The 21,158-nt window shown below is 75.3% G+C and carries 16 protein-coding genes, 1 tRNA gene and 1 other RNA gene; 10 read left to right on the forward strand and 8 right to left on the reverse strand.

Annotation, left to right across the window (positions count from 1 at the left end; translation table 11 throughout):
* Positions 1-23: 23 nt before the first annotated feature.
* The 4 genes from ACGFSH_RS13705 to ACGFSH_RS13720 form a co-directional block, all read right to left on the reverse strand.
* Positions 24-155: a hypothetical protein gene (locus tag ACGFSH_RS13705; protein ID WP_393347973.1), complete on the reverse strand. Its 132-nt coding sequence runs from the start codon at positions 153-155 to the stop codon at positions 24-26.
* Positions 156-201: 46 nt separating this feature from the next.
* A complete protein-coding gene (locus ACGFSH_RS13710) occupies positions 202-531 on the reverse strand; it encodes a hypothetical protein (protein WP_393347975.1) in 330 nt (109 codons plus the stop codon).
* 321 nt (positions 532-852) lie between these two features.
* Positions 853-1,449, reverse strand: a complete 597-nt coding sequence (locus ACGFSH_RS13715; protein ID WP_393347976.1) for an HhH-GPD-type base excision DNA repair protein — start codon at positions 1,447-1,449, stop codon at positions 853-855.
* A 24-nt stretch (positions 1,450-1,473) separates the two neighbouring features.
* Positions 1,474-2,217 (reverse strand): siderophore-interacting protein, encoded by a 744-nt coding sequence (locus ACGFSH_RS13720; RefSeq protein WP_393347978.1) that lies wholly within the window; start codon positions 2,215-2,217, stop codon positions 1,474-1,476.
* A 78-nt stretch (positions 2,218-2,295) separates the two neighbouring features.
* Between ACGFSH_RS13720 and ACGFSH_RS13725 the strand changes: the two genes are divergently transcribed.
* From ACGFSH_RS13725 to ACGFSH_RS13735, 3 genes are all read left to right on the forward strand, one after another.
* Positions 2,296-4,377: a penicillin acylase family protein gene (locus ACGFSH_RS13725; RefSeq protein WP_393347980.1), complete on the forward strand. Its 2,082-nt coding sequence runs from the start codon at positions 2,296-2,298 to the stop codon at positions 4,375-4,377.
* Entirely contained in the window at positions 4,370-4,975 is a 606-nt protein-coding gene (locus tag ACGFSH_RS13730; RefSeq protein ID WP_393347982.1) for a GNAT family N-acetyltransferase, read from the forward strand. Before ACGFSH_RS13725 ends, ACGFSH_RS13730 begins: the two co-directional genes overlap by 8 nt.
* 269 nt (positions 4,976-5,244) lie before the next feature.
* Complete coding sequence (locus tag ACGFSH_RS13735; protein WP_393348145.1) at positions 5,245-7,182, forward strand: copper resistance CopC/CopD family protein; 1,938 nt, start codon at positions 5,245-5,247, stop codon at positions 7,180-7,182.
* 47 nt (positions 7,183-7,229) lie between these two features.
* Here the strand turns inward: ACGFSH_RS13735 and ACGFSH_RS13740 are convergent, their stop codons facing one another.
* Together ACGFSH_RS13740 and ACGFSH_RS13745 are read right to left on the reverse strand one after the other, a co-directional pair.
* Positions 7,230-7,724 carry an acyl-CoA thioesterase gene (locus tag ACGFSH_RS13740; protein WP_393347983.1) on the reverse strand — a complete coding sequence of 165 codons (495 nt, stop codon included), beginning with the start codon at positions 7,722-7,724 and terminating at the stop codon, positions 7,230-7,232.
* 29 nt (positions 7,725-7,753) lie between these two features.
* Positions 7,754-8,917 carry a macrolide family glycosyltransferase gene (locus tag ACGFSH_RS13745; protein WP_393347985.1) on the reverse strand — a complete coding sequence of 388 codons (1,164 nt, stop codon included), beginning with the start codon at positions 8,915-8,917 and terminating at the stop codon, positions 7,754-7,756.
* A 297-nt stretch (positions 8,918-9,214) separates the two neighbouring features.
* Here ACGFSH_RS13745 and ACGFSH_RS13750 point away from each other — a divergent pair, with 297 nt between their 5' ends.
* Entirely contained in the window at positions 9,215-10,516 is a 1,302-nt protein-coding gene (locus ACGFSH_RS13750) for a wax ester/triacylglycerol synthase domain-containing protein (RefSeq protein ID WP_393347987.1), read from the forward strand.
* A gap of 50 nt (positions 10,517-10,566) precedes the next feature.
* On the opposite strand, the gene ACGFSH_RS13755 is transcribed toward ACGFSH_RS13750, so the two are convergent.
* On the reverse strand, positions 10,567-11,628 hold the full coding sequence (locus tag ACGFSH_RS13755) for a helix-turn-helix transcriptional regulator (RefSeq protein ID WP_393347989.1): 1,062 nt from the start codon (positions 11,626-11,628) through the stop codon (positions 10,567-10,569).
* A 110-nt stretch (positions 11,629-11,738) separates the two neighbouring features.
* On the opposite strand from ACGFSH_RS13755, the gene ACGFSH_RS13760 reads away from it, so the two are divergent.
* Complete coding sequence (locus ACGFSH_RS13760; RefSeq protein WP_393347990.1) at positions 11,739-12,155, forward strand: VOC family protein; 417 nt, start codon at positions 11,739-11,741, stop codon at positions 12,153-12,155.
* A 283-nt stretch (positions 12,156-12,438) separates the two neighbouring features.
* On the opposite strand, the gene ACGFSH_RS13765 is transcribed toward ACGFSH_RS13760, so the two are convergent.
* Positions 12,439-12,526: transfer RNA gene (locus ACGFSH_RS13765), tRNA-Ser, on the reverse strand.
* 71 nt (positions 12,527-12,597) lie between these two features.
* On the opposite strand from ACGFSH_RS13765, the gene ffs reads away from it, so the two are divergent.
* From ffs to ACGFSH_RS13790, 5 genes are all read left to right on the forward strand, one after another.
* Positions 12,598-12,696: signal recognition particle sRNA small type (gene ffs / locus ACGFSH_RS13770), an RNA gene on the forward strand.
* A 74-nt stretch (positions 12,697-12,770) separates the two neighbouring features.
* Positions 12,771-15,248, forward strand: a complete 2,478-nt coding sequence (locus ACGFSH_RS13775) for a DNA polymerase III subunit gamma and tau (RefSeq protein WP_393347992.1) — start codon at positions 12,771-12,773, stop codon at positions 15,246-15,248.
* A gap of 117 nt (positions 15,249-15,365) precedes the next feature.
* Positions 15,366-16,619: a phosphoribosylamine--glycine ligase gene (gene purD, locus ACGFSH_RS13780; protein ID WP_393347994.1), complete on the forward strand. Its 1,254-nt coding sequence runs from the start codon at positions 15,366-15,368 to the stop codon at positions 16,617-16,619.
* Positions 16,620-16,959: 340 nt separating this feature from the next.
* Positions 16,960-19,260 carry a hypothetical protein gene (locus ACGFSH_RS13785; protein ID WP_393347996.1) on the forward strand — a complete coding sequence of 767 codons (2,301 nt, stop codon included), beginning with the start codon at positions 16,960-16,962 and terminating at the stop codon, positions 19,258-19,260.
* A gap of 336 nt (positions 19,261-19,596) precedes the next feature.
* The gene (locus ACGFSH_RS13790; protein WP_393347998.1) at positions 19,597-21,111 is read left to right on the forward strand and encodes a N,N-dimethylformamidase beta subunit family domain-containing protein; all 1,515 of its coding nucleotides are present in this window, start codon (positions 19,597-19,599) and stop codon (positions 21,109-21,111) included.
* Positions 21,112-21,158 lie beyond the last annotated feature (47 nt).

Below are 21,158 nucleotides of genomic sequence, written 5' to 3' on the forward strand. Positions count from 1 at the left end.
GCGGCCCCGCCCCCGCCGGCCGGTCAGCGGTCGCGCTCCGTCCGCGGCCGCTGCGTCGCGGGCCGCGGCCTCGCCTGCGGCGCCGGGGCGGGTGTGCTGCGGACGGCCTCCGCGCGCAGCAGGGCGCGCAGGACCGCGTAGGGGTCGGTGGGCATGACGGTGCTCCTCGCTTCGTGCTGACGGGACTCGGCGCGGGGCCGGTCAGCAGCGCAGGACCACGGTGCGCAGACAGCGCACGGCGCCCGCGGGGGCGGTCGGCGGGAGGAGGAGCGGCCGGCGCGTCGCGGTCGCGGACGCCGGGGCCGGGAGGGACGCGGGACGCGGGGGAGCGGCGGGACGGTGCACGCAGGGCGCGGGCCGCAGCGCCGAGTCGAGGACGTCGTGCTCCCCGGCGGCGAAACCGGCGACACCCGAGGCGGCGGCCGGCGGGGCGAAGGGACCGGACGGAGCGCCCGCCGCAAGCAGGGCGAGCAGCAGCACGAGCACGCGCAGCCAGGCGTGGCTGCCGGGGTGACTGCGTGGGGCGCCCATGAAAGGCATCTCCCCGCGCCACGCGAGCGGTTCAGCACGCCGGGCCCCGGATACGCCCGTACGGCGCACACGCGCCACCGACCGGACAGGACCACCGCCCCGGCCGTGGACACTCCCGCCCGTCCGCCCCCGGCCCGGCCGCCCGGTGGCCCTTGGAAGCAGTCGCCCGCGTGCGAGGCGCCGGGGTGTGGGCGGAGGCACCGAAGCGGTCCCGCGCCACCTTGGCCGGCCCGGCTCGGCCGGGGTCGGCCCGCTCGCTCGCCGTGGGCGACCGGCCGCCCAGGTCCACGTCTTCGTCGTCGCTCAGATCGCCCAGGTCGCCTAGGTCGTCTTCGTCGCCTTGGCGGCCTTGGCGGCCGCCTTCATCTCCTGTTTGTGGGCGCGCACCTTCGTCAGGGACTCCGGGCCGGTGATGTCGGCGACGGAACGGAAGGACTTCGGTTCGCCGTAGGCGCCGGCCGCCTCGCGCCAGCCCGTCGGGCGCACACCGAGCTGCTTGCCCAGCAGCGCGAGGAAGATCTGCGCCTTCTGCTTGCCGAAGCCGGGCAGCTCCTCCAGGCGGCCGAGGAGTTCGCGGCCGTCGGCGACGTCCTTCCACACGGCCCCGGCGTCGCCGTCGTAGTGCTCGACGAGGTACGCGCACAGCTGCTGGACCCGCTTGGCCATGGAGCCGGGGTAGCGGTGCACGGCCGGCTTCTCGGAGAGCAGCGCGGCGAAGGCGTCGGGGTCCCGGGCGGCGATGTCGTGGGCGTCCAGGTCGTCGGCGCCGAGCCGGTCGGCGATCGTGCGGGGCCCCTTGAACGCCCACTCCATCGGAACCTGCTGGTCCAGCAGCATCCCGACCAGCGCGGCGAGCGGGGAGCGGCCGAGCAGCTCGTCGGCCTCGGGGTCCTGGGAGAGGTGAAGGGTGACGTCCATGCGTCGATGATCCCGCCTCGGACCTCAGCCCGCGCGCCAGTACCCCAGCGCGTGCAGGCGGTCCTTGGGGACGCCCAGCTCCTTGCGCACGTACGCGGCGAGCGTCCGGGTGGTGCCGGTGTCGCAGGCGATCCACACGTACGGGTCGGGGGTGGCCCGCAGCAGGCCGGGCAGTTCCGCCTTCACCTGCTCGACGAGTCCCGCGCCGCCGTCACGGCGCGGGACGAGCCGTATCTCGTGGCGGTCGGGGTCGGTGAGGAAGGGCAGGCCCTCCGCGTCGTCGGCGCCGCTCTCGAACCAGACGGTCGCCGGGGCCCGGCCGAGCGCGCTCCCGCCGTCGCCGAGCAGGGAGTTGACGGCGGGCAGCGAGGCCGGGTCACCGACCACGAAGACGTGGGAGGGGGCCGGTGAGGGGGCTTCGAAGCCGGTGCCCTGGACGGTCGCGTCGATGGTGTCGCCCGGTTTCGCCGCCCGCGCCCAGTCGCTGGCGGCGCCCTCGTGCAGGGCGAACTCCAGACTGAAGGAGCCGGCCGCCGGGTCGGGGCCGACCAGGGTGTAGGCCCGCTGGTGCGGCCGGCCCGCGTTGTCGAACCAGAGCCGCACCCACATCGTGGGGTGTACGCCGGTGGCGGCGAGCAGTCCGCCGTCGGAGAGGTGCAGCCGCCGGTAGCGGCCGGTGACGTCCTGTGTGCCCGTGACGGTGAGCGTGAAGTCCTTCGCCCGCATCATGCGGAGGACCGCGCCCTCCCAGCCCCGCCCCTGCGCCATGACCTGTCCACCCCTCGCGTACGATTCCGGCAACCGAATAGTTAGGGCAGCCTAACCTAAAGAGCGAGGGGCCACCGGGTGACCACCGAGATCTACCGCGACGCGTGGGGCGTCCCCCATCTGCGCGCGGACGGCGCCCTAGAACTCGCCCGGCTCCAGGGGCTGGTCACGGCCCGCGACCGCGCCTGGCAGCTGGAGGTCGAACGGCACCGCGCGCAGGGGACCTCGGCCGCCTTCCTCGGCCCCGACGCCCTGTCCTGGGACGTGTTCGCCCGCCGTGCCCGTCTCGACGACACGGCGAGACGCTGTTCCGCCGCGCTGGAGGAACGGGACCCGGAGACGGCTGCGTGGGTGAGGGCGTACGTCGACGGCGTCAACGAGGGGCTCCGGTCGGCCTGCGACGCCCCCGAGTTCGCCCGCGTCGCGCTCGCCCCCGGCCGCTGGGAACCCTGGACCCCGCTCGCCGTCTGGCTGGCCACGCACATCCTGTTCGCCGGGTTCCCCGCCAAGCTGTGGCGCGACGAGGCCGCCCGCCGCCTCGGCCCCGAGGCCGTCGGCCTGTTCGCCGCCGACGGACCCGGCTCCTCCGGCAGCAACGGCTGGCTGGTCGGCGGCGACCGCACGGTCACCGGGCACGCCGTCATGGCCGGCGACCCGCACCGCTTCGTCGAGGACCCCGGGGTCTACCAGCAGATCCGCCTGGCCTGCGACGAGTTCGACGTCGTCGGCCTGGCCGTCCCCGGCGTCCCCGGCATCGCGCACTTCGGGCACACCGGCGCCGTCGCCTGGGCCATCACCAACGCCATGGCCGACTACCAGGACCTCTACCGCGAACGGCTGCGCCGCACCGGCGCGGACGTCGAGGCGCTCGGCCCGGACGGCGTCTGGCGGCGGATCGCCCGGCACACCGAGACGGTGCGCGTCGCGGGCGGCGAGAGCGTCGAGGTGGAGGTGCTGGAGACCGCGCGGGGGCCGGTGATCGCGGGCGGCCCGGAAGGGCTGGACGACGGCGCCCCGCTCGCCCTCGCCCTGCGCTACCCGCCCCGTGTCACAGCCGACCTGGGATTCCAGGCGCTGCTGCCGTTGCTGCGGGCCCGCCGCACCGCCGACGTCGACCGCGCCTTCGACCTGTGGGCCGAGCCGGTCAACGTCGTCCAGGCCGCCGACACCGAGGGCGGCGTGCTGCACCGGGTCGCCGGCCGGGTGCCGGTGCGCGACGCCGCCAACGGCACGCGTCTCGTGCCCGCCTGGGAGCCCGGCCACGAGTGGACCGGCTGGCACGAACCGCCCCGCGCCGGACTGACCGACGGCGTCGCCGTGATGGCCAACCAGCGCGGGCCCGCCGCCGGCCTGGGCGTCGAGTTCGCCGCCCCGCACCGCGCCGACCGGATCGGGGCTCTGCTGGCGCGGCGCCGGCGCTGGTCCGCGACCGACATGCCGGCCCTCCACACCGACACCCACCTTGCCTCCGCCGCCCCCCTCCTGGACCGTCTGGCGGCCCTCGACGACCTCATCGGACCCGCCGCCGACCTGCGCGAACGGCTCCTGCGCTGGGACCGCCGCATGGACGCCGCCAGCCAGGACGCCGCCCGCTACGCGGCCCTGCGCAGCGCCGTCGTCCGCCGCCTCGCCGCCCACCCGGCCCTCGCGCCCCTGGCCTCCCCGCCCGCCTACCCCGACGTCTTCCTCCCTTGGCTGGCGCTCCTCCCCCGCGTCGGCTTCGCCCTCGAACACCTGCTCCGCGCAAGGGAGTTGTACGGAATCGACCGCGGGCGTCTGGTGCGCGAGGCCGTCGAAGAGGTCGCCGGGACGTTCGCCGGACCGGACGTCCCCCGCTGGGGCGACACCCACCGACTCGCCGCCTGGCGGGCCCTGCCCGGCCCGTCGGACGAGGCGCCGGCCCTCGACGGCGACCACGACTGCGTGCTGTGCACCTCGGCCGTGCCCGGCTGGACCGACCTCGCCGCACGCGGCCCCGCCGCCCGCTACGTCTGGGACCTGGCCCGCCGCGAGGACAGCCTGTGGGTCGTCCCCTTCGGCGCGTCCGGACTCCCCGGCCACCCCCACCACCACGACCAGCTCCCCCTGTGGCTGAGGGGCGAACTGGCCCCCGTCGTCACCGACTGGGCCCGGCTGAAGAAGGAGAACGACCATGGCTGACCGCCACCCGCCCGCGTACGTCCACGAGCAGACCGTCGAAGGGCTCGGCGCCGTCGGACTGCGCCCCCTCGACCCCGAAGGCGACGCGGCGGCCGTCCACGCCTGGGTGAGCCAGGAACGGGCCGCGTTCTGGGGCATGAACGGCCTGACACGCGAGCAGGTCGCCGAGGTCTACGCGCACCTGGACACGCTGGACACCCACCACGCCCTGCTGGCCGAACTGGACGGCGTCCCGGTCGCCCTGCTCCAGACCTACGAGCCCGCCGCGGACCGGGTCGGCGAGGTCTACCCCGTGGAGGACGGCGACATCGGCGTCCACGTGCTCATCGCCCCGGCCGGCGAGCACGGCGCCAGGACCGGCTGGTCGGCGGCGCTGATGAGCGTCTTCGCCTCGTACGTCCTGCTCGGCCTGGACCGGCGGCGCGTCGTGGTGGACCCCGACGTCCGCAACACCAAGGCGGTCGCCCGCTTCCTGCGGCAGGGCTTCGACGCGGGCCCGGTCGTCACGCTCCCGGAGGTCGACCTGCCCGACGTGTACCTGCCGGAGAAGCAGGCCCAACTCGCCTTCCTGCGCAGGGAGTCGGTCTTCCCCGGATGAGGCCCCCGGCGCGGCCGCGGACCGGTGACGTCCGGCGGCCGCGCGCCCGGCCCGCCCAAGAGGCCGCCACGGTGAACCGGATGCCCTGTGCATGCGTACGTATCCGCGAGCACGCGAGTCTCGGATCATGGGTTTCGAGCAGTCGAGCAAGGCGGAGCGGTGACGTGAGCGAAGGCCACGAGGACGGACGACAGGACGGCGGCCCCCACGGCGGCGGTCCCCACGGCGACGCGCGTCACGGCGGTGGCCGGCGGGGGCTGCGGGGGCTCGTGCTGCTCGGCTCCGTGCTGATGCTGCTCCTCCTCGGCGGCGGACCGGCCTGCGCGCACGCGGCCCTGCGCGGCGCCGACCCCGTCGACGGAAGCGTCGTCAAGACGGCCCCCCGCTCCATCACACTCGCCTTCACCGAGTCCGTGGGCCTGCTCGACGACTCCTTCCGCGTCTTCGACGCCCGCAACCAGCGGCTGCGCACGGGCAGGCCCGAGCACGCGGACGGCCGCGCCGACACCGCGCGGGTGACCCTGCCCGGCCGTATCGGCACCGGCACGTTCACGGTGGCCTGGCGGGTCGTGTCGGCGGACAGCCACCCCATCGCGGGCGCCTTCACCTTCTCCGTCGGCAAGCCCTCCGCCGTCCCGCCCGCCCTGCCCAGCGCCTCCGTCGAGGACCCGGCCACCAGCGGCCTGTTCAACATCGGCCGCTACGTCGCCTACCTCGCCGCGGCCCTCCTCATCGGCACGGCCGTCTTCGTCGCCGTCTGCGGCCCGCCCGACGTCCGGCCGCTGCGCCGGCTCCTCGCGGCCGGCTGGTGGGGACTCGCCGGATCGACGGTGTTCCTGCTCCTGCTGCGCGCCCCCTACGAGACCGGCGCCGGCCCGGCCGAAGCCCTGGACCTCTCGGGCCTCGGCCGCACTCTGGGCACCCGTCCGGGCCTGGCCCTGGTCGCCCGCCTCGCCCTGCTGGCGGCGGTCGCGGTCCTCCTGTGGCGGCAGCGAGGGCTCGTGCGGGAACGGGACGGCGGGCGGCCCTCGCGCCCGGCGCTGCTGACCGGCGCCGTGCTGGCGGTCGGCCTGACCCTGACCTGGGCGGCCGCCGAACACGCCTCGGCCGGCATCCAGGTCCCGGCGGCGATGACGTCCTCGGTGCTGCACCTGCTCGCGATGGCCGCCTGGCTGGGCGGCCTGACGGCCCTGCTCACCCTGCTCCACCGCGCCTCCGTCCCCTCGCACGTGGTCCACCGCTTCTCCAGGCTGGCGGCCCTGTCGGTGACGGTGCTGGTGGCCACCGGCGTCTACCAGTCCTGGCGCGGCCTCGGCTCGGCGTCCGCCCTGACGGACACCGCCTACGGGCGGGTCCTGCTGGCCAAGATCGCCGCCGTGGCGCTGCTCCTGCTGGCGGGCGCATGGTCGCGCCGCACGGTCCACGGAGCCCCGCGAAGCACGACGACGACGGCGGCGGCCGGTACGGGGACGACGGCCGACGCGGCGACGACCGCGACCGCACTGCCGACCGCGACCGCGAAGGCGACCGCGACCGCGAAGGCGACGTCGGGCGCGAAGGTGACCGCCGGGGCGCCCGTGTCCGCAGCGGCGGCCGGCGAGGGCCCGGTCGGCGGGGACGGGTACGTCGGGGATCCGGTCGCCGGAGCCCCGGGATCCTCCGCCGGGCGGGACGGGCGCGGCGCCGGGCCGCTCGCCCCGGCCGGTGCTGACAGGCGGCGTTCGCTGCGCCGCTCCGTGCTGGCAGAGGTCGCCGTCGCGGTCGTCGTCCTCGTCCTGACGACCGTGCTGACCGGCACGCTCCCCGGCCGGGCGGCGGCCGAGGCGGCGGCGGCCGAGCAGTCGGGCGGGCTGCCCGTGGCGTCCGTGACCGACGTCCCCTTCTTCCTCGACTCCCCGCAGGCCGGCGACGTCCGCGGCAAGGTGCAGATCACCCTCGATCCGGGCCGGGTCGGCGCCAACAAGCTCCAGGCCGTGGTCTACGGGGCCGACGGCGGTTTCGTCAGCGTCCCCGAACTGCGCATCTCCTTCAGCCTTCCCTCACGGGACGTCGGTCCTCTCGACTCCGAGATCACCGACAGGGGCGGTTACTGGGGCGCCGACGCCGTGAACCTGCCCATGCCGGGCGAGTGGGACATGAAGGTGACGATCCGGGTGTCGGACATCGACCAGGTGAGCGAGACGAAGCCGGTCCGGATCGGACGCTGAGCCGGAGCCGGAGCCGGAGGGAGTCGAGGAGCCCGCTCAGAGCCCGCTCAGCGGGCCGGGCCGGCCGTGCCCGCGGTACCGGTCGTGCCGGGTGTCGCGTGCCGGGCCGCCAGGGCGCGCTCCGCCTCCTCCAGCCGGCGCGAGCAGCGGGCGTCCGGGTCGTAGGCGACGGCCGTGCTCACACACGTGCAGAACACCCGGGCGTCACGGGTGACGCGGCTGGTGACGCGGAACGACGAGCGGCGCAGATCGCCGATCGTGGTGGTGATGGTGACGGGCTCCGGCTGGAGCGTCAGCGGCTCCGAGTAGTCCAGTTCGTGGCGGGCGTAGACGAACCGGGGGCGGATCTCCTGTCCGGACAGCCCGGGGCGCAGATAGAACATGTCGATGTGGGCGTCCTGGATCATCTCCAGCAGCCGGACGTTGTTCACGTGGTTCATCGAGTCCAGGTCGCTCATGCGGACCTGGCGCAGATACAGGTGCGGCCGGCACTCCGGCACGGTGCTCGTGCGGCGGATGTCGGCCGCCAGGGCGTGGGTCACGACGTCACTCCTAGAAAAGGGCTGCGGGTCTACAGGGCCCGCTCGATGAGGTCCGCGGCGGCGCCCGCCCCGCCCGCCGCCGCGATCTCCCGGCGCATGTCCGCCACCGCGGCGCGGATGTCGCGGTCCGACGACACCCGCAGGACGGCCTCGCGCAGCGCCTCAGCGGTGACGGTCTCGCGCGGCAGGTGGACGCCGAGCCGCAGGCGTTCGATCTGCGCCGCGTTGACCCGCTGCTCGGCCATCTGCGGCACCGCGACCAGCGGGACGCCGTAATGCAGCGCTTCCATCGTGCCGCCCATCCCGGCGTGGGTGACGAAGGCGTCCGCCTGCGCCAGCACGGCCAGCTGGGGCACGTGCGGATGCACCTCGACGCTGTCGGGCAGCGCCCCCAGCTCGTCTGGCGACACGGCGGGGCCGACGGACATCACCACATGCCACGGCAGCTCGGCGAAGGCCTCGACGCAGGACCGGTAGAACTCGGGCCGCCGGTTGAACTGGGAGCCCAGCGACACCAGCAGCACCGGCCGGTCCTGCTGCGGGGGCCGCCAGGAGCCCTGGTAGGAGCGGTCCCCGAGCGCCGGCCCGACATAGGCGACGCGCCGCGCCATGACCGTGTCCGGCCTGCGCTGGAAGGCGCGCGGGAAGAACGCGACGGCGTGCTCGGGCTGGACGAGGTCCTGGATCCGCGCGCTGTCCACGCCGTGCTCGGCGAAGCCGGCCACGAGCTCCGCGAAGCCCGGCACCTGGGGAAGCCCCGGCACGCCGAAGAACTCGGGGACGATGCCGTCGTAGGCGAGGTGCGTGGGCGACGCCACCACCATGGGCGTCTGCCAGCGGGCCGCCAGCAGCAGCCCGGCCAGACCGTACACGTCGCACAGCGCCAGATCGGGCCGCTCCCGGTCGTAGGCCCTGGTCAGGGCGGGCAGACCGGCCAGCGCCAGCCGGACGACCCGGGCGAACCCCTCGCCCATCTCCTCCGGCGCCTCCGAGCCGTCGCCCGTGTCCGGGTAGAGGACCGGCTCGGCGCCGGCCGCCTTCACCTGGTGCACGAAGTCCTCGGTGACGGCGTAGGTGACCCGGTGACCCCGCCGGACCAGCTCCTCGACGACCCCCAGCGTCGGATTCACGTGTCCGTGCATCGGGACGTTGAACACGGCGATGTGCGCGGGATTCGCACGGGTACCAGGCACGACACGTAACTCCTGTCCGGCGCGGAGCCGGTGCGGGGACCGAAAACGGGTGACGGGGCGTCCCAACGCGGACGCGGAGTCCCGATTAAAGGCGCTCCGGCACCGCTCCCGGCCGCAAACCTGCTGCAGTGTCACCCCATCAGGGAGCCCGCGGGCCCGCGCGTTGACACCCGCGTGACGCGCGGCACGTGACCGCCGGTCCGATCGGCCGTTGGGGGTACAGGACGTCGTCCGCGAGCGGCCGGTCCACGCCAGGACCGGTCCACGACAGGGACGGCCCACGACAGGAGCAGTCTCATGCCCGGATCGCATCTGCCCTTGCTGGAAGAGGGGATGGCCCGCTGGCCGTTCGGCCCGCCCAACGCCGGGATCGCCCTGGACTTCACGGGCGCGCCGCCCGCGCTGGAGGAGCTGCGGGCGCTGGTGGAGGAGCGGTGGAAGGCGCTGCCCCGGCTCACCCAGACCCTGGTCCCCCCGGGCGCGCGGGCGGGCCTGGCCTGGTGGACCGGCCGGCACCGCTGGGCCCGCGCGGACGGCCACGCGCTGGGACGGCAGGTCGGCGAAGTGGACGGCACCCTGCGGGACGCGGTCCGGGAGTGGTTCCACTCGCCGTTCCCCGCCGGGCGTCCCCCGTGGGGTCTGCACCTCCTGCGCGGCTCCGCTCAGGGCGAGTTCTCGCTGCTGTTCCGGATGCACCACAGCCTGCTCGACGGACGCTCCCTGACGACCCTCCTGCGCGCCCTCTTCGACGACGGCGGGCCCCTGGACGGCGCCGCGTCCCTGGCCGTGCCCGGCCCTCGGCGGCGGACGGCACGGGCCGCCCGGTCGGCGGGCGGCCCGCCCGGCCTGCTGAGCGCGGGTCGTCCCGTGCCCCTGCCGCACCAGGGCCCGCGGGAGCCCGCCTACGCGCTCGTCGCGCTCGGCTCCGACATCCTGCGGGCGGCGCGGCGGGCCGCTCCGGCGCGCACGGCGACCACCAACGAGGTGTTCCTGGCGACGGTCTCCGGAGTCCTGCGCTCCCGCCTCCCCGACCACGACGCCGACACCGGCCCCGGCCGGGCTCCCCGTCCGGTGTGGCTCTCGGTCCCGGTCGACGAACGGCCGGACGACTGCGGGGATTTCCTCGGCAACGCGTTCGCCAACGTGCGCGTCCCCGCGCCGGTGACGCTGGCCGGCCCCGCCGACCGCCTCACCGCCTGCACCGGCCTGCTGACGACCGTCACCCGCGCCCGGACCGCTTCGGAGCGGCTCGTCGAGGGCACGCTCGCGGCGCTTCCCGGAGCGACCATGGCGCTGGCCGGCGGCAGGATCTTCGCCCCCGCCTACGCCCCGGCCGCCTGCTCCTACGTCCACCTGCGCGAGCAGGGGCAGACCCTGGCCGGACGGCCGCTGCGCGGCCTGAACATCGTCCCCATGGTGCCCCCGGCGGGCACGGCCACCTTCGCCCTGGGCGGCTGCGCCCAGGGCCACACGCTGAGCGTCGCCACCAACTCGGGCGGCCGGGACGCGGCCCTCCTGGCCGACGCCTTCCTGACCGAACTCGCCGCACTGGCGGAACGGGGCCGGGACCGGACCCCGTCCCAGACCGGCCGGGGGTGACCGGACGCCGGTCCGCCCCCGCCCCCGCCCGGCGGCCGCCCTCCCCGCCGTCAGGCCCGGCGCGCGCGGGACGCGAGACGGTCGGCGAACGCGACGACGAGGCCGCGCAGTTCGTCGGGTCGCTCGACGGCGAACGGCCGGTCGAGCGAGGCCAGCACGGACGGCAGCCAGTCCAGCCGCTCCACCCGCAACTCGACCCGCCACCAGCGTTCGACCCCCGGATCGCCGGGGTCCAGGGTGGTCGGATCACTAGTGGCCCGGGTCGCCGGATCACCCGTGTCCTGGGGTGCGGGATCCCCCTGGGGCCGTGTCTCCTCGGGGCTCAGGCTCGCGACGGTGGCCGGGAGGCGGGCGCGGATCGCGTCGGCCGTCCCGTGGATGCGCAAGGTGACCTCGTGGCGGTACTCGGCGGCGGCGAACCCGGACACCACGCGCTGCGCGGGACCGGGTCCGTCAGGCGCCTCGAACGAACCGGGCAGGGTCCGCGCGGCGGCGACGCGGTCGAGCCGGAAGGTCCGGTCCCCGCCGATCCCGGGGTCCGTGCCCGTGACGTACCACCGGCCTGCATGGGCGACGATCCCGTAGGGGTGCAGGCTGCGTTCGCTGCGGCGGCCCTCGCGGTCGGCGTATCCGATGCGGAGCGGCCGCCGGTGGCGCACCGCGTCGGCGACGGTGAGCAGGATCTCGGCGTCCGGGGTGGCGAACGCCTCGGGCGCGGCCGTGAACGCGAGGGATTCCAGGACCGCGTCGAGCCTGCGGCTCAGCCGAGGGGGCAGGACTCGGCGGATCTTGGCCGCCGCCGTCTCGCTCGCGGTGTCCCCCGTCGCCGTCAGCCCCGCCCGGCGGCCCGCGAGCAGCCCGAGCAGGACGGCGAGCGCCTCGTCGTCGCTGAGCATGAGCGGAGGCAGACGGTATCCGGCACCGATGCGGTAGCCGCCGTGGCGGCCTCGCACGGCCTCCACCGGCACGTCGAGGTCGACCAGCTGGTCCACGTAGCGACGCACGGTCCGCCCGTCCACGCCGAGCCGGTCGGCCAGCTCGCCCATGGTCCGGACACCGCCCGACTGAAGCAGCTCAAGCAGCGTGAGGACGCGTCCGGTGGGTCGGGACATGGACGGAGGGTAGCCCGATTCCGCGAATAGTGGACGGATTCTGTCCAGAAGCCGTCCTAACCTGCGGTGCACAGCGGCCGGACGGCGCCGCGACGGCCTGGGAGCACACCATGAACTTCGTCTCGACCCGCATCATCACCGGCGACGTGGCACGCCTGGTCGCGTTCTACGAGAAGGCCACGGGGGCGTCGGCGGCCTGGGCCACCGAGGACTTCGCCGAACTCGCCACCGCGACGGCCACCCTGGCGATCGGGAGCGTCCGCACGGTCGCGCTGTTCGCCCCGGGGGCCGCGCGCCCGGCGGACAACCGCAGCGTGATCATCGAGTTCCTCGTCGATCACGTGGACGATGTGCACGCGAACCTCTCCGGCGCCGGTGCCGGTGCCGATTCCGGCGTCGAGGTCGTGGCCGAGCCCACCACGATGCCCTGGGGCAACCGCTCGCTGCTGGTCCGCGACCCCGACGGCAACCTCGTCAACTTCTTCACGCCGGTGACGGCGGCCGCCCGCGAGAAGTACGCCCGCTGAACGGGGCGAGGGGCCGGGACGCGGTTCAGCCGATGGCGAGGCGCAGGGGCCCTTCCAGCAGGTGAACTCGGTCTTCGGGTAGCGGTCGTCGGCCAAGGCGGCGCGCTCAGTACATGCATGTGACGGGGACCAAGCTTCGCAGAGTCGCGCAGCAAGTCGGCGACGCTCTGGGAGCTCCCGGAAACCGACCCAGAGACGAACTGAGAGGGAAACTGGGACGGACAACGACGAAGGGCCCCACCGCAAGCGGTGGGGCCCTTCGACATCGTGCCCGGTGAGGCACTGGCGGAGGATACGAGATTCGAACTCGTGAGGGGTTGCCCCCAACACGCTTTCCAAGCGTGCGCCCTAGGCCACTAGGCGAATCCTCCGCGGCAAACAATACAAGACGTTGAGGAGTGCTCGCGAACTCGTTCCCCCCGCTCGGATCCTGTAGCCTGTGCGGAGCCCCTCACGCGGCGCTATCTGACTGAACTCCCCCAGGGCCGGAAGGCAGCAAGGGTAGGTCGGCTCTGGCGGGTGCGTGGGGGGCGCTTGCGTTCCCGGGCCGGGTGGGCGGGCGGGCGGAAGCCGGGCGTGGGTCCGATGTCAGCGGTCGCCTATAACCTCGTATGCGTGTCGTCTCTCGCGCTGTACCGCCGCTATCGCCCGGAGTCGTTCGCCGAGGTCATTGGGCAGGAGCATGTCACCGACCCGCTGCAGCAGGCGCTGCGGAACAACCGGGTCAATCACGCGTACCTGTTCAGCGGTCCGCGTGGGTGCGGGAAGACCACCAGCGCGCGCATCCTGGCGCGATGCCTGAACTGCGAGCAGGGCCCCACGCCGACGCCGTGCGGTGAGTGCGAGTCGTGCAAGGACCTGGCCAGGAACGGGCCGGGCTCCATCGACGTCATCGAGATCGACGCCGCTTCGCACGGAGGCGTGGACGACGCCCGTGACCTGCGGGAAAAGGCGTTCTTCGGGCCAGCCCGCAGCCGCTACAAGATCTACATCATCGACGAGGCCCACATGGTCACGTCGGCCGGCTTCAACGCGCTGCTCAAGGTCGTCGAGGAGCCGCCGGAGCATCTGAAGTTCATCTTCGCCACCACCGAGCCCGAGAAGGTCATCGGGACCATCCGGTCGCGGACGCACCACTACCCGTTCCGGCTCGTCCCGCCGGGCACGCTGCGGGAGTACCTGGGCGAGGTGTGCCGGCAGGAGGGCATCCCCGTCGACGAGGCGGTGCTGCCGCTCGTCGTGCGCTCCGGCGCAGGGTCCGTGCGTGACTCCATGTCCGTCATGGACCAGCTGCTCGCCGGCGCGAGCGACGCGGGTGTGACATACGCCATGGCGACCTCCCTCCTCGGTTACACGGAGGGCTCGCTGCTCGACTCCGTCGTCGAGGCCTTCGCGACGGGAGACGGGGCCGCGGCCTTCGAGGTCGTCGACCGGATCATCGAGGGGGGCAACGACCCCCGGCGGTTCGTCGCCGACCTGCTGGAGCGGCTGCGGGACCTCGTCATCCTGGCCGCCGTCCCGGACGCCGCGGAGAAGGGGCTGATCGACGCCCCGGCCGACGTCATCGAGCGGATGCAGGCGCAGGCCGGCGTCTTCGGCGCCGCCGAGCTGAGCCGGGCCGCCGACCTGGTCAACGAGGGCCTCACCGAGATGCGCGGCGCGACCTCGCCCCGCCTCCAGCTGGAACTGATCTGCGCGCGCGTGATGCTGCCCGCCGCCTACGGCGACGAGCGGTCCGTCATGGCCCGCCTCGACCGCATCGAGCGCGGCGTGAACTTCTCGGCGGGCGGGGCCGTGTCCGGGCAGCCCGCGCAGGCGGCGCCCGCCATGCCGGCGATGGGGTACGTGCCCGGGCCGCAGGCCCACGGCGCCGCCGCCGTGGGCGACGACGCGTCGATCCCGCCGGGCGGCGGAGCCGCCGCGGCCCGCGCCGCGGTGCGGGGCCAGGCACCCGGGCAGGGGCAGGGGCCAGGGCAGGGGGCCGGCCAAGGAGCCGCGCCTTCGCCGGCCGGGCCGCCGGTGACGTCCGCGCCCGACCAGCCCGCGGCCGCGTCTCCCGCGACCCCTGCGGCGCACCCGTCCGCACCCGTGGCCGGTCCCGCCTCCACACCGGCTCCCGCCGCCCAGGCGGCCCCGGCCCCGCCCGCCGACGTGCCTGCCGCCCAGCCCGCTCCGGGCGCCTGGCCCACCGCGACGGCGGCCGGCGGCGGGCGGCGACCCGGCGGCTGGCCCACGGCCACGCCCGCGGGCGGCGGCGGACGGCCCCCGGCCGGCCCGGCCCCCGCCTCCCACCCGGGCCCCCCGGCCTCCGCACCGGCGGCGGCCCCCGCGCCCTCGTCGCCGGCGGCCGCGCCCGCGCCCGCCGGGTATGCGCCGCCCTCCGGCGGTCCCGATCCCCGCATGCTCTGGCCGAACATCCTCGAAGCCGTCAAGAACAGGCGTCGCTTCACCTGGATCCTGCTCAGCCAGAACGCCCATGTCGCCGGCTTCGACGGCACCACCCTCCAGATCGGCTTCGTCAACGCCGGCGCCCGCGACAACTTCGCGAGCAGTGGCAGCGAGGACGTGCTGCGGCAGGCGCTGGCCGAGCAGTTCAACGTCCAGTGGAAGATCGACGCGGTCGTCGACCCGTCCGGCGGTTCGGGTCCGTCGCCCTCCGGCGGGTTCGGCGGCGGCGGGGGCGGCTTCGGCGCAGGCGCTCCCGGCGGGGCCGGGACGACCGGCGGGCCCGGCGGTCACGGCGGCGGCCCGGCCGGTTCCGCCGCTTCCGGCGGCGGCTACGGCGGTCACGGGGACGCCGGGGCGGCGGGTCCCCCGCCCTCCTCCTACTCCTCGTCGCAGGCTTCGGGACCGGCCGGGGGCGGCCCGGACCGGCACGGACCCGCCCCGGCGTCGCCGCGGTCCACGGCCTCCGGCGGTTCCGCCGGTCCCGCGGCCGGCCCGTCCCGCCCGTCGGCCCCGGAGCCGGTGGCCCCCGAGGACGACACCCCCGAGGACGACGATCCCGACCTCAACGAGTCCGCCCTCTCCGGCTACGAGCTGATCGTGCGTGAGCTGGGAGCGACCGTGGTGGAGGAGTTCACCAACGAGTAGCGCGGCCCGCGCCGGCCCGCCCGGCGGTCTCGGTTGGAGGAACGCACAGGGTTCCGGGCGACCGTCCCTCGGCAGCCCGCACAAAGCGCCCCGACGCGCGACGGCTAGGCTGACCCCGTGAACGTCCTCGTCATCGGCAGCGGCGCCCGCGAACACGCCCTGTGCCGCTCACTGTCCCTCGACCCCGCCGTCACCGCGCTGCACTGCGCGCCCGGCAACGCCGGCATCGCCGAGGTCGCCGAGCTGCACCGGGTCGACGCCCTGGACGGCGCGGCCGTCCGAGCGCTGGCCGTCGAACTCGGCGCCGAACTGGTCGTCGTGGGCCCGGAGGCGCCGCTGGTCGCCGGAGTCGCCGACGCCGTGCGCGAGGCGGGCATCCCGGTGTTCGGCCCCTCGAAGGAGGCCGCGCAGCTGGAGGGCTCCAAGGCGTTCGCCAAGGACGTGATGGCGGCGGCCGGCGTGCCGACCGCCCGCTCCTACGTCTGCACCACCCCGGAAGAGGCCGCGGAGGCCCTGGACGCGTTCGGGGCGCCGTACGTCGTCAAGGACGACGGTCTCGCCGCCGGCAAGGGCGTCGTCGTCACCGACGACCTGGAAGCCGCCGCGGCGCACGCGGCCGCCTGCGACCGCGTGGTCATCGAGGAGTTCCTCGACGGGCCGGAGGTCTCCCTCTTCGCGATCACCGACGGTGTGACGGTCGTCCCGCTCCAGCCCGCCCAGGACTTCAAGCGCGCGCTCGACGGCGACGAGGGCCCCAACACGGGCGGCATGGGCGCGTACTCGCCGCTGCCGTGGGCGGACCCGAAACTGGTCGAGGAGGTCATGGAGACCGTTCTCCAGCCGACCGTCGACGAACTGCGCCGCCGCGGCACCCCGTTCTCCGGGCTGCTGTACGCGGGCCTCGCGATCACCGGCCGCGGTGTCCGGGTCATCGAGTTCAACGCGCGCTTCGGCGACCCCGAGACGCAGGTCGTCCTGGCCCGCCTCAGGACGCCGCTGGCGGGCGTCCTCGCGGCGGCCGCCACCGGTGAGCTGGCCGACCTGCCGCCCCTGCGCTGGAGCGAGGAGGCCGCCGTCACGGTCGTCATCGCCTCGCACAACTACCCCGGCGACCCGCGCACCGGCGACCCGATCACCGGGCTCGCCGACGTGGCCGCCGAGGACGCCCCGCACGCCTACGTGCTGCACGCCGGCACCAGGCGCGACGGCGACGACGTCGTCAGCGCCGGCGGCCGCGTGCTGTCCGTCACCGCGACGGGCGCCGGTCTCACCGAGGCCCGTGACCGCGCGTACCGGGCGGTCGCGCGCATCGGCCTCGACGGCTCCCAGCACCGGACGGACATCGCCGCGAAGGCGGCGGCCGAAGCGTGACCGGCGTCGCGTGACGGACGACGCCCCAGGCGCCTCACCAGGTGTTTCCCAGGCCCCGGGTTTCCGGGGACCTCCGCGCGGAGGTCCCCGGAAACCCGGGGCCTGATCGTTGCCCACCGTCATACACCTTTCCCCAAAGCCATTCCATCGAGTGACGCTGAAGCATCCGGCTGACGAGGGCCGGACCGCCAACTAGGGTGCGGCGCAAGCCTCCCGGCCCTCGTTCCGGCACTTGGCCCACCGGCATTGCGATGTCAGTGGGCGGTGCCACAGTGGGGGAGTGAGCACTGCGAAGACAGCCGGGGGACACAGGACTGCAGGGAGGGGGTGACGTCCGGTCGTGACCGGTATCGGTGTGGAGGCGGGCGCGCAGGCGGCCCGTGCCAGGGCACTGGCCGTGCTGCGGATCCGCAGCCGGGCGCTGGCCGTCGCGCTGCTGCCCGCGGCGGCCGCCGTGATCCTGGGCGCGGGCGGCGCCACCGGGCACCTCGTGGGCCCGGGCTGGGACGGCGCACGTGTGGCCGTGTGCACCGTCGCCGCCGTCGTGCTGCTCGCCGCCGCGGTCGTCGGCCTGGTCGTCGCCCGGGCCCGGCCGGCCGTCAGCCCCACGGTCGCCGTCGCCGAGGGAGCGGCCCCCGACCTGTACCGGCTGGTGCGCGACCTGGCCGACCGTCTCGACGTCCCGGCGCCCTCGGCGATAGCCCTCACCCCGGACTGCGACAGCTGGCTGGAGGACCGCACCCATCCGGCCCACGGCCCGCCCCCGGCCCGCGAGGGCGACGAGATAGCCGGTCCGGGCGGCGCCCACGGGCCGCTCCACCGCCGTACCGCCGCGGCGCCCGTCCTCGTCATCGGCTCCCCGTTCCTGTGGTGGATGCGCGTCGGCGAACTGCGCGCCGTCCTCGCCCCGGTCGTCGCCGGCACGGGCCCCTCGGCGCACCCCGACATAGCGGCGGCGCGGCGCTTCGTGCGCGGTCTCGACGCGGCGGTGGCCGTCTGCGTCCAGCAGGGCGGCAGGCACCCCGTGCTGCGGCCCGCGTGCGCCGGCGTCGGCTGGGTCGCGCGCCTGATGCTGCGCGGCTGCCAGCCGCACGCGGGCGAGATGGAGCGCGCGGTGGCCGCCGCGGCCGCCGAGCGCGCCCAGGCCGTGGACTACGGGCTGCGCATCGTCGCCCAGGAGCAGGTGGGCCTGGCGTACGCGGGCTGGGACCGGCTGCTCACCCGCGTGGCGCTGCCCGCGTGGCGCATGGGCCGCTGGCCCTCCCGGCTGGACGCGGGGGTCGTTGCGGCGCTGACCGAACTGTCCCGGCGCGACCGGCTGGCCGAGGGCTTCGCCTCCCGCCTCGGCGAGCGTCCCGCCTGCGACCTGCTGGAAGAGCCCGGCACGGTCGACGAGGCCGCCTCGCTGCTCGCGGCCCGCCTCTTCCACGGCGGCCCGGCGGAGCCCGGCCCCGACTGGTCGCCGATCGCCTGGGACGACTACCCGGACGAGGTCGTCGACCGCAAGTGGCGCACCGACGCGGCCCGTCTGCACCGCGTCCTGGACGCCCTCGGCGTCCGGCGCGCTCCCGAGGCCGCTGCCGTCCGCCACCCCGGCGGGCCCACCCTGGCCCGCGTCCTGGACCACCTCACGGACGGCCTCCCCGCGACCCCCGGCACGACGGCGTACCGCTCGCCGGCCACGGGCCCGGCCCATCAGCCCTTGGACCCGCCTGCGCCGGCCACGGGCCCGGCCCACCAGCAGACGGACCCGCCCGCGCCGACAGCGGGCTCCGCGTCGGCGCCCGCTCCGAGCCCGGCCCAGGCCTCGAACCCCGCCCGTGGCACCGAGCAGACCCGGCCCACCGACCCGGCCTCGTCCTTCGGCCAGACGTCGGCGTCCGGCTCCCCGCGGCCCACCGGCGGCAAGGATGAGCCGGTCGTCCCCCCTGAGGCGGACCCCGTCGCCCACCCCGACCCCTCCCTCGGCGGGGCACCCGCCGGCCACCTCGCGACCCCGGGGTCCCCCGAAACCCCCGAAGTCCCCGAGAGTCCGGAGATGCCCGAGTACTCCGAGCCCCCCGAGGTCCTCGCGATTCCCACGAACAACTCGGATACCCCGGAGGCCTCTCAGGCCTCTGACGCCTACGAGCCTCCCGAAGACCCGGAGGTTCCCGAGGTCACCCCCGACGACCTCGCCCACCTCGCCTCCGCCTTCGCCCCCGACGGCGACGACGAGCTTCCGCCCGCCAACCCCCGCAGCGCCGCGCTCGCCGCCCGGCTCGGTGTCGAGGTCGGCCGCGACGAGGCGGCGGCCGTGCCCGCGGCCGGCGCGGGGCCGCTCGCCGCGGGGCAGGGGCCCGACACGGCCCTCTGGGACGACTCGGCGTTGCCCCTCTTCCCCCTCCAGCCCCCGCGCACGGACCGGGAACTCCTCGCCGACCACGTCACGGCGATGGTCTGCTGCGCGGCGATGGACACCGTCGGCGCGACGCCGGGCCTCGACTGGCTCGACGGGCCGACCCTCCTGGTCGACGGCGAGCGCGTGCCCGACCTGACGCCCCGGGTCCTCAGCCTCGTGGAGGACGGCGACGCGGGCCCCCTGCGCACATGGCTCGTGGAACTCGGCATACGGCCGGAGAAGCCGGTGCGGCTGGGCTGAGCGCGAACGGGACACCCCCGCCGTTCACCGCCGCCCGCCGTCTCCCCGCATAGCCCCGCCCTGGCTGCTCCGGCCCGGAGCCGGGGGCGTCGTGGTGCTGCTCGGCCCACCGCAGGCCGCCGCCGGCCACCGCCCCCGGAGGGGCTAACGGAGGAGTGAATTCCACTTTCGGCCAATTCGCAACGACTAGTGACTGCATGCGCGCGTTATGTGATGTGCTGGGACCGATAGGGCCCATGGCAAGGGCTCGCGACATAGGACACACGGCACGGGACCGGACGCACAGGACGGTCACGTCCGTACGGGCCGGCACGGGGCACGAGGGAGGGGAGCACCATGGGACCCGGACCAGGACCGGAGCACATCCGCCGATGGGAGTCGGGCGCACTGGCCCACGCCGTGACCGACCCCTTCGGCCAGGGCCCGGTGCCCTGGCTGCGCGGCAGCGAGACGTACTTCGACGACACCGGGCAGGTGGTCCCCTGGTACGTGGACCAGGCGGCGCCCGCCCCGGCGCAGGGCGCCCCCCGCGTCCCCGGACCCCGGACCGCCCCGCGGCCCGGCGGTCCCCGCTCCGCCGACGACGTGGGCCGTCAGATCAAGGGTTTCGTCTCGACGGGCGCGGTCGCCCCCGGGGACGCCGTCGACTTCCACGTCACCGTCGACCCGCCCCAGGAGTTCAGCGTCGACGTCTACCGCATCGGCCACTACGACGGCGACGGCGCAGCCAAGATCACCACCAGCCCGCGCCTGTCCGGCATCGTCCAGCCGCCGCCTCTGACCGCCGACCGCACGGTCTCCTGCCACCACTGGTGGCTCTCCTGGCGTCTGCAGGTCCCGTCGTACTGGAACGTGGGCGCGTACGTCGCCGTCCTCACCACCGCCGACGGATACCGCTCCCACGTGCCCTTCACCGTCCGCGACCAGCGTCCCGCCGACCTGCTCCTGGTGCTGCCCGACATCACCTGGCAGGCCTACAACCTCTACCCCGAGGACGGCCGCACCGGCGCCAGCCTCTACCACGCCTGGGACGAGAACGGCCGTCTGCTCGGCGAGGCCGACGCGGCGACCACGGTCTCCTTCGACCGGCCGTACGCGGGCGCGGGCTTACCGCTGCACGTCGGTCACGCCTACGACTTCATCCGCTGGGCCGAGCGCTACGGCTACGACCTCGCCTACGCCGACGCCCGCGATCTGCACGCCGGCCTGATCGACCCCACCCGGTACCGGGGCCTGGTCTTCCCCGGCCACGACGAGTACTGGTCCGCGAACATGCGCCGCACGGTGGAACTCGCCCGCGACACCGGCACATCGCTCGTGTTCCTGTCCGCGAACTCCGTCTACTGGCAAGTGGAGTTGGGGCCGTCGCCGTCCGGTGTGCCCAGCCGTCTGCTCACCTGCCGCAAGCGCAGGGGGCCCGGCAGGGCCGTGCTGTGGCGGGAGATCGACCGCGCCGAGCAGCAGTTGGTGGGCATCCAGTACGCGGGCCGGGTGCCCGAGCCGCATCCGCTGATCGTCCGCAACGCCGGCCACTGGCTGTGGGAGGCGACCGGCACGGGAGAGGGCGAGGGCATCGAAGGGCTGGTGGCGGGCGAGGCCGACCGCTACTTCCCGCGCACCCCGCTCCCGCGGCACGAGGACCGCATCCTCCTCGCCCACTCGCCGTACCGTGACGGCGAGGGCGTCCGGCGGCACCAGGAGACGTCCCTCTACCGCGCGCCGTCGGGCGCCCTGGTGTTCGCCTCCGGCACCTTCGCCTGGTCCCCGGCGCTCGACCGCCCCGGCCATGTCGACCCCCGGGTCCAACGTGCGACGGCCAATCTCCTGGACCGCATCTGCAAGCGCGACTGACCCACGCCCGGCCGTCCCCGAGTGGCAGGCCGGCGGCTGTTCGGTCA

The organism is Streptomyces sp. NPDC048481 (assembly GCF_043200075.1).
Taxonomy (GTDB): Bacteria; Actinomycetota; Actinomycetes; order Streptomycetales; family Streptomycetaceae; genus Streptomyces.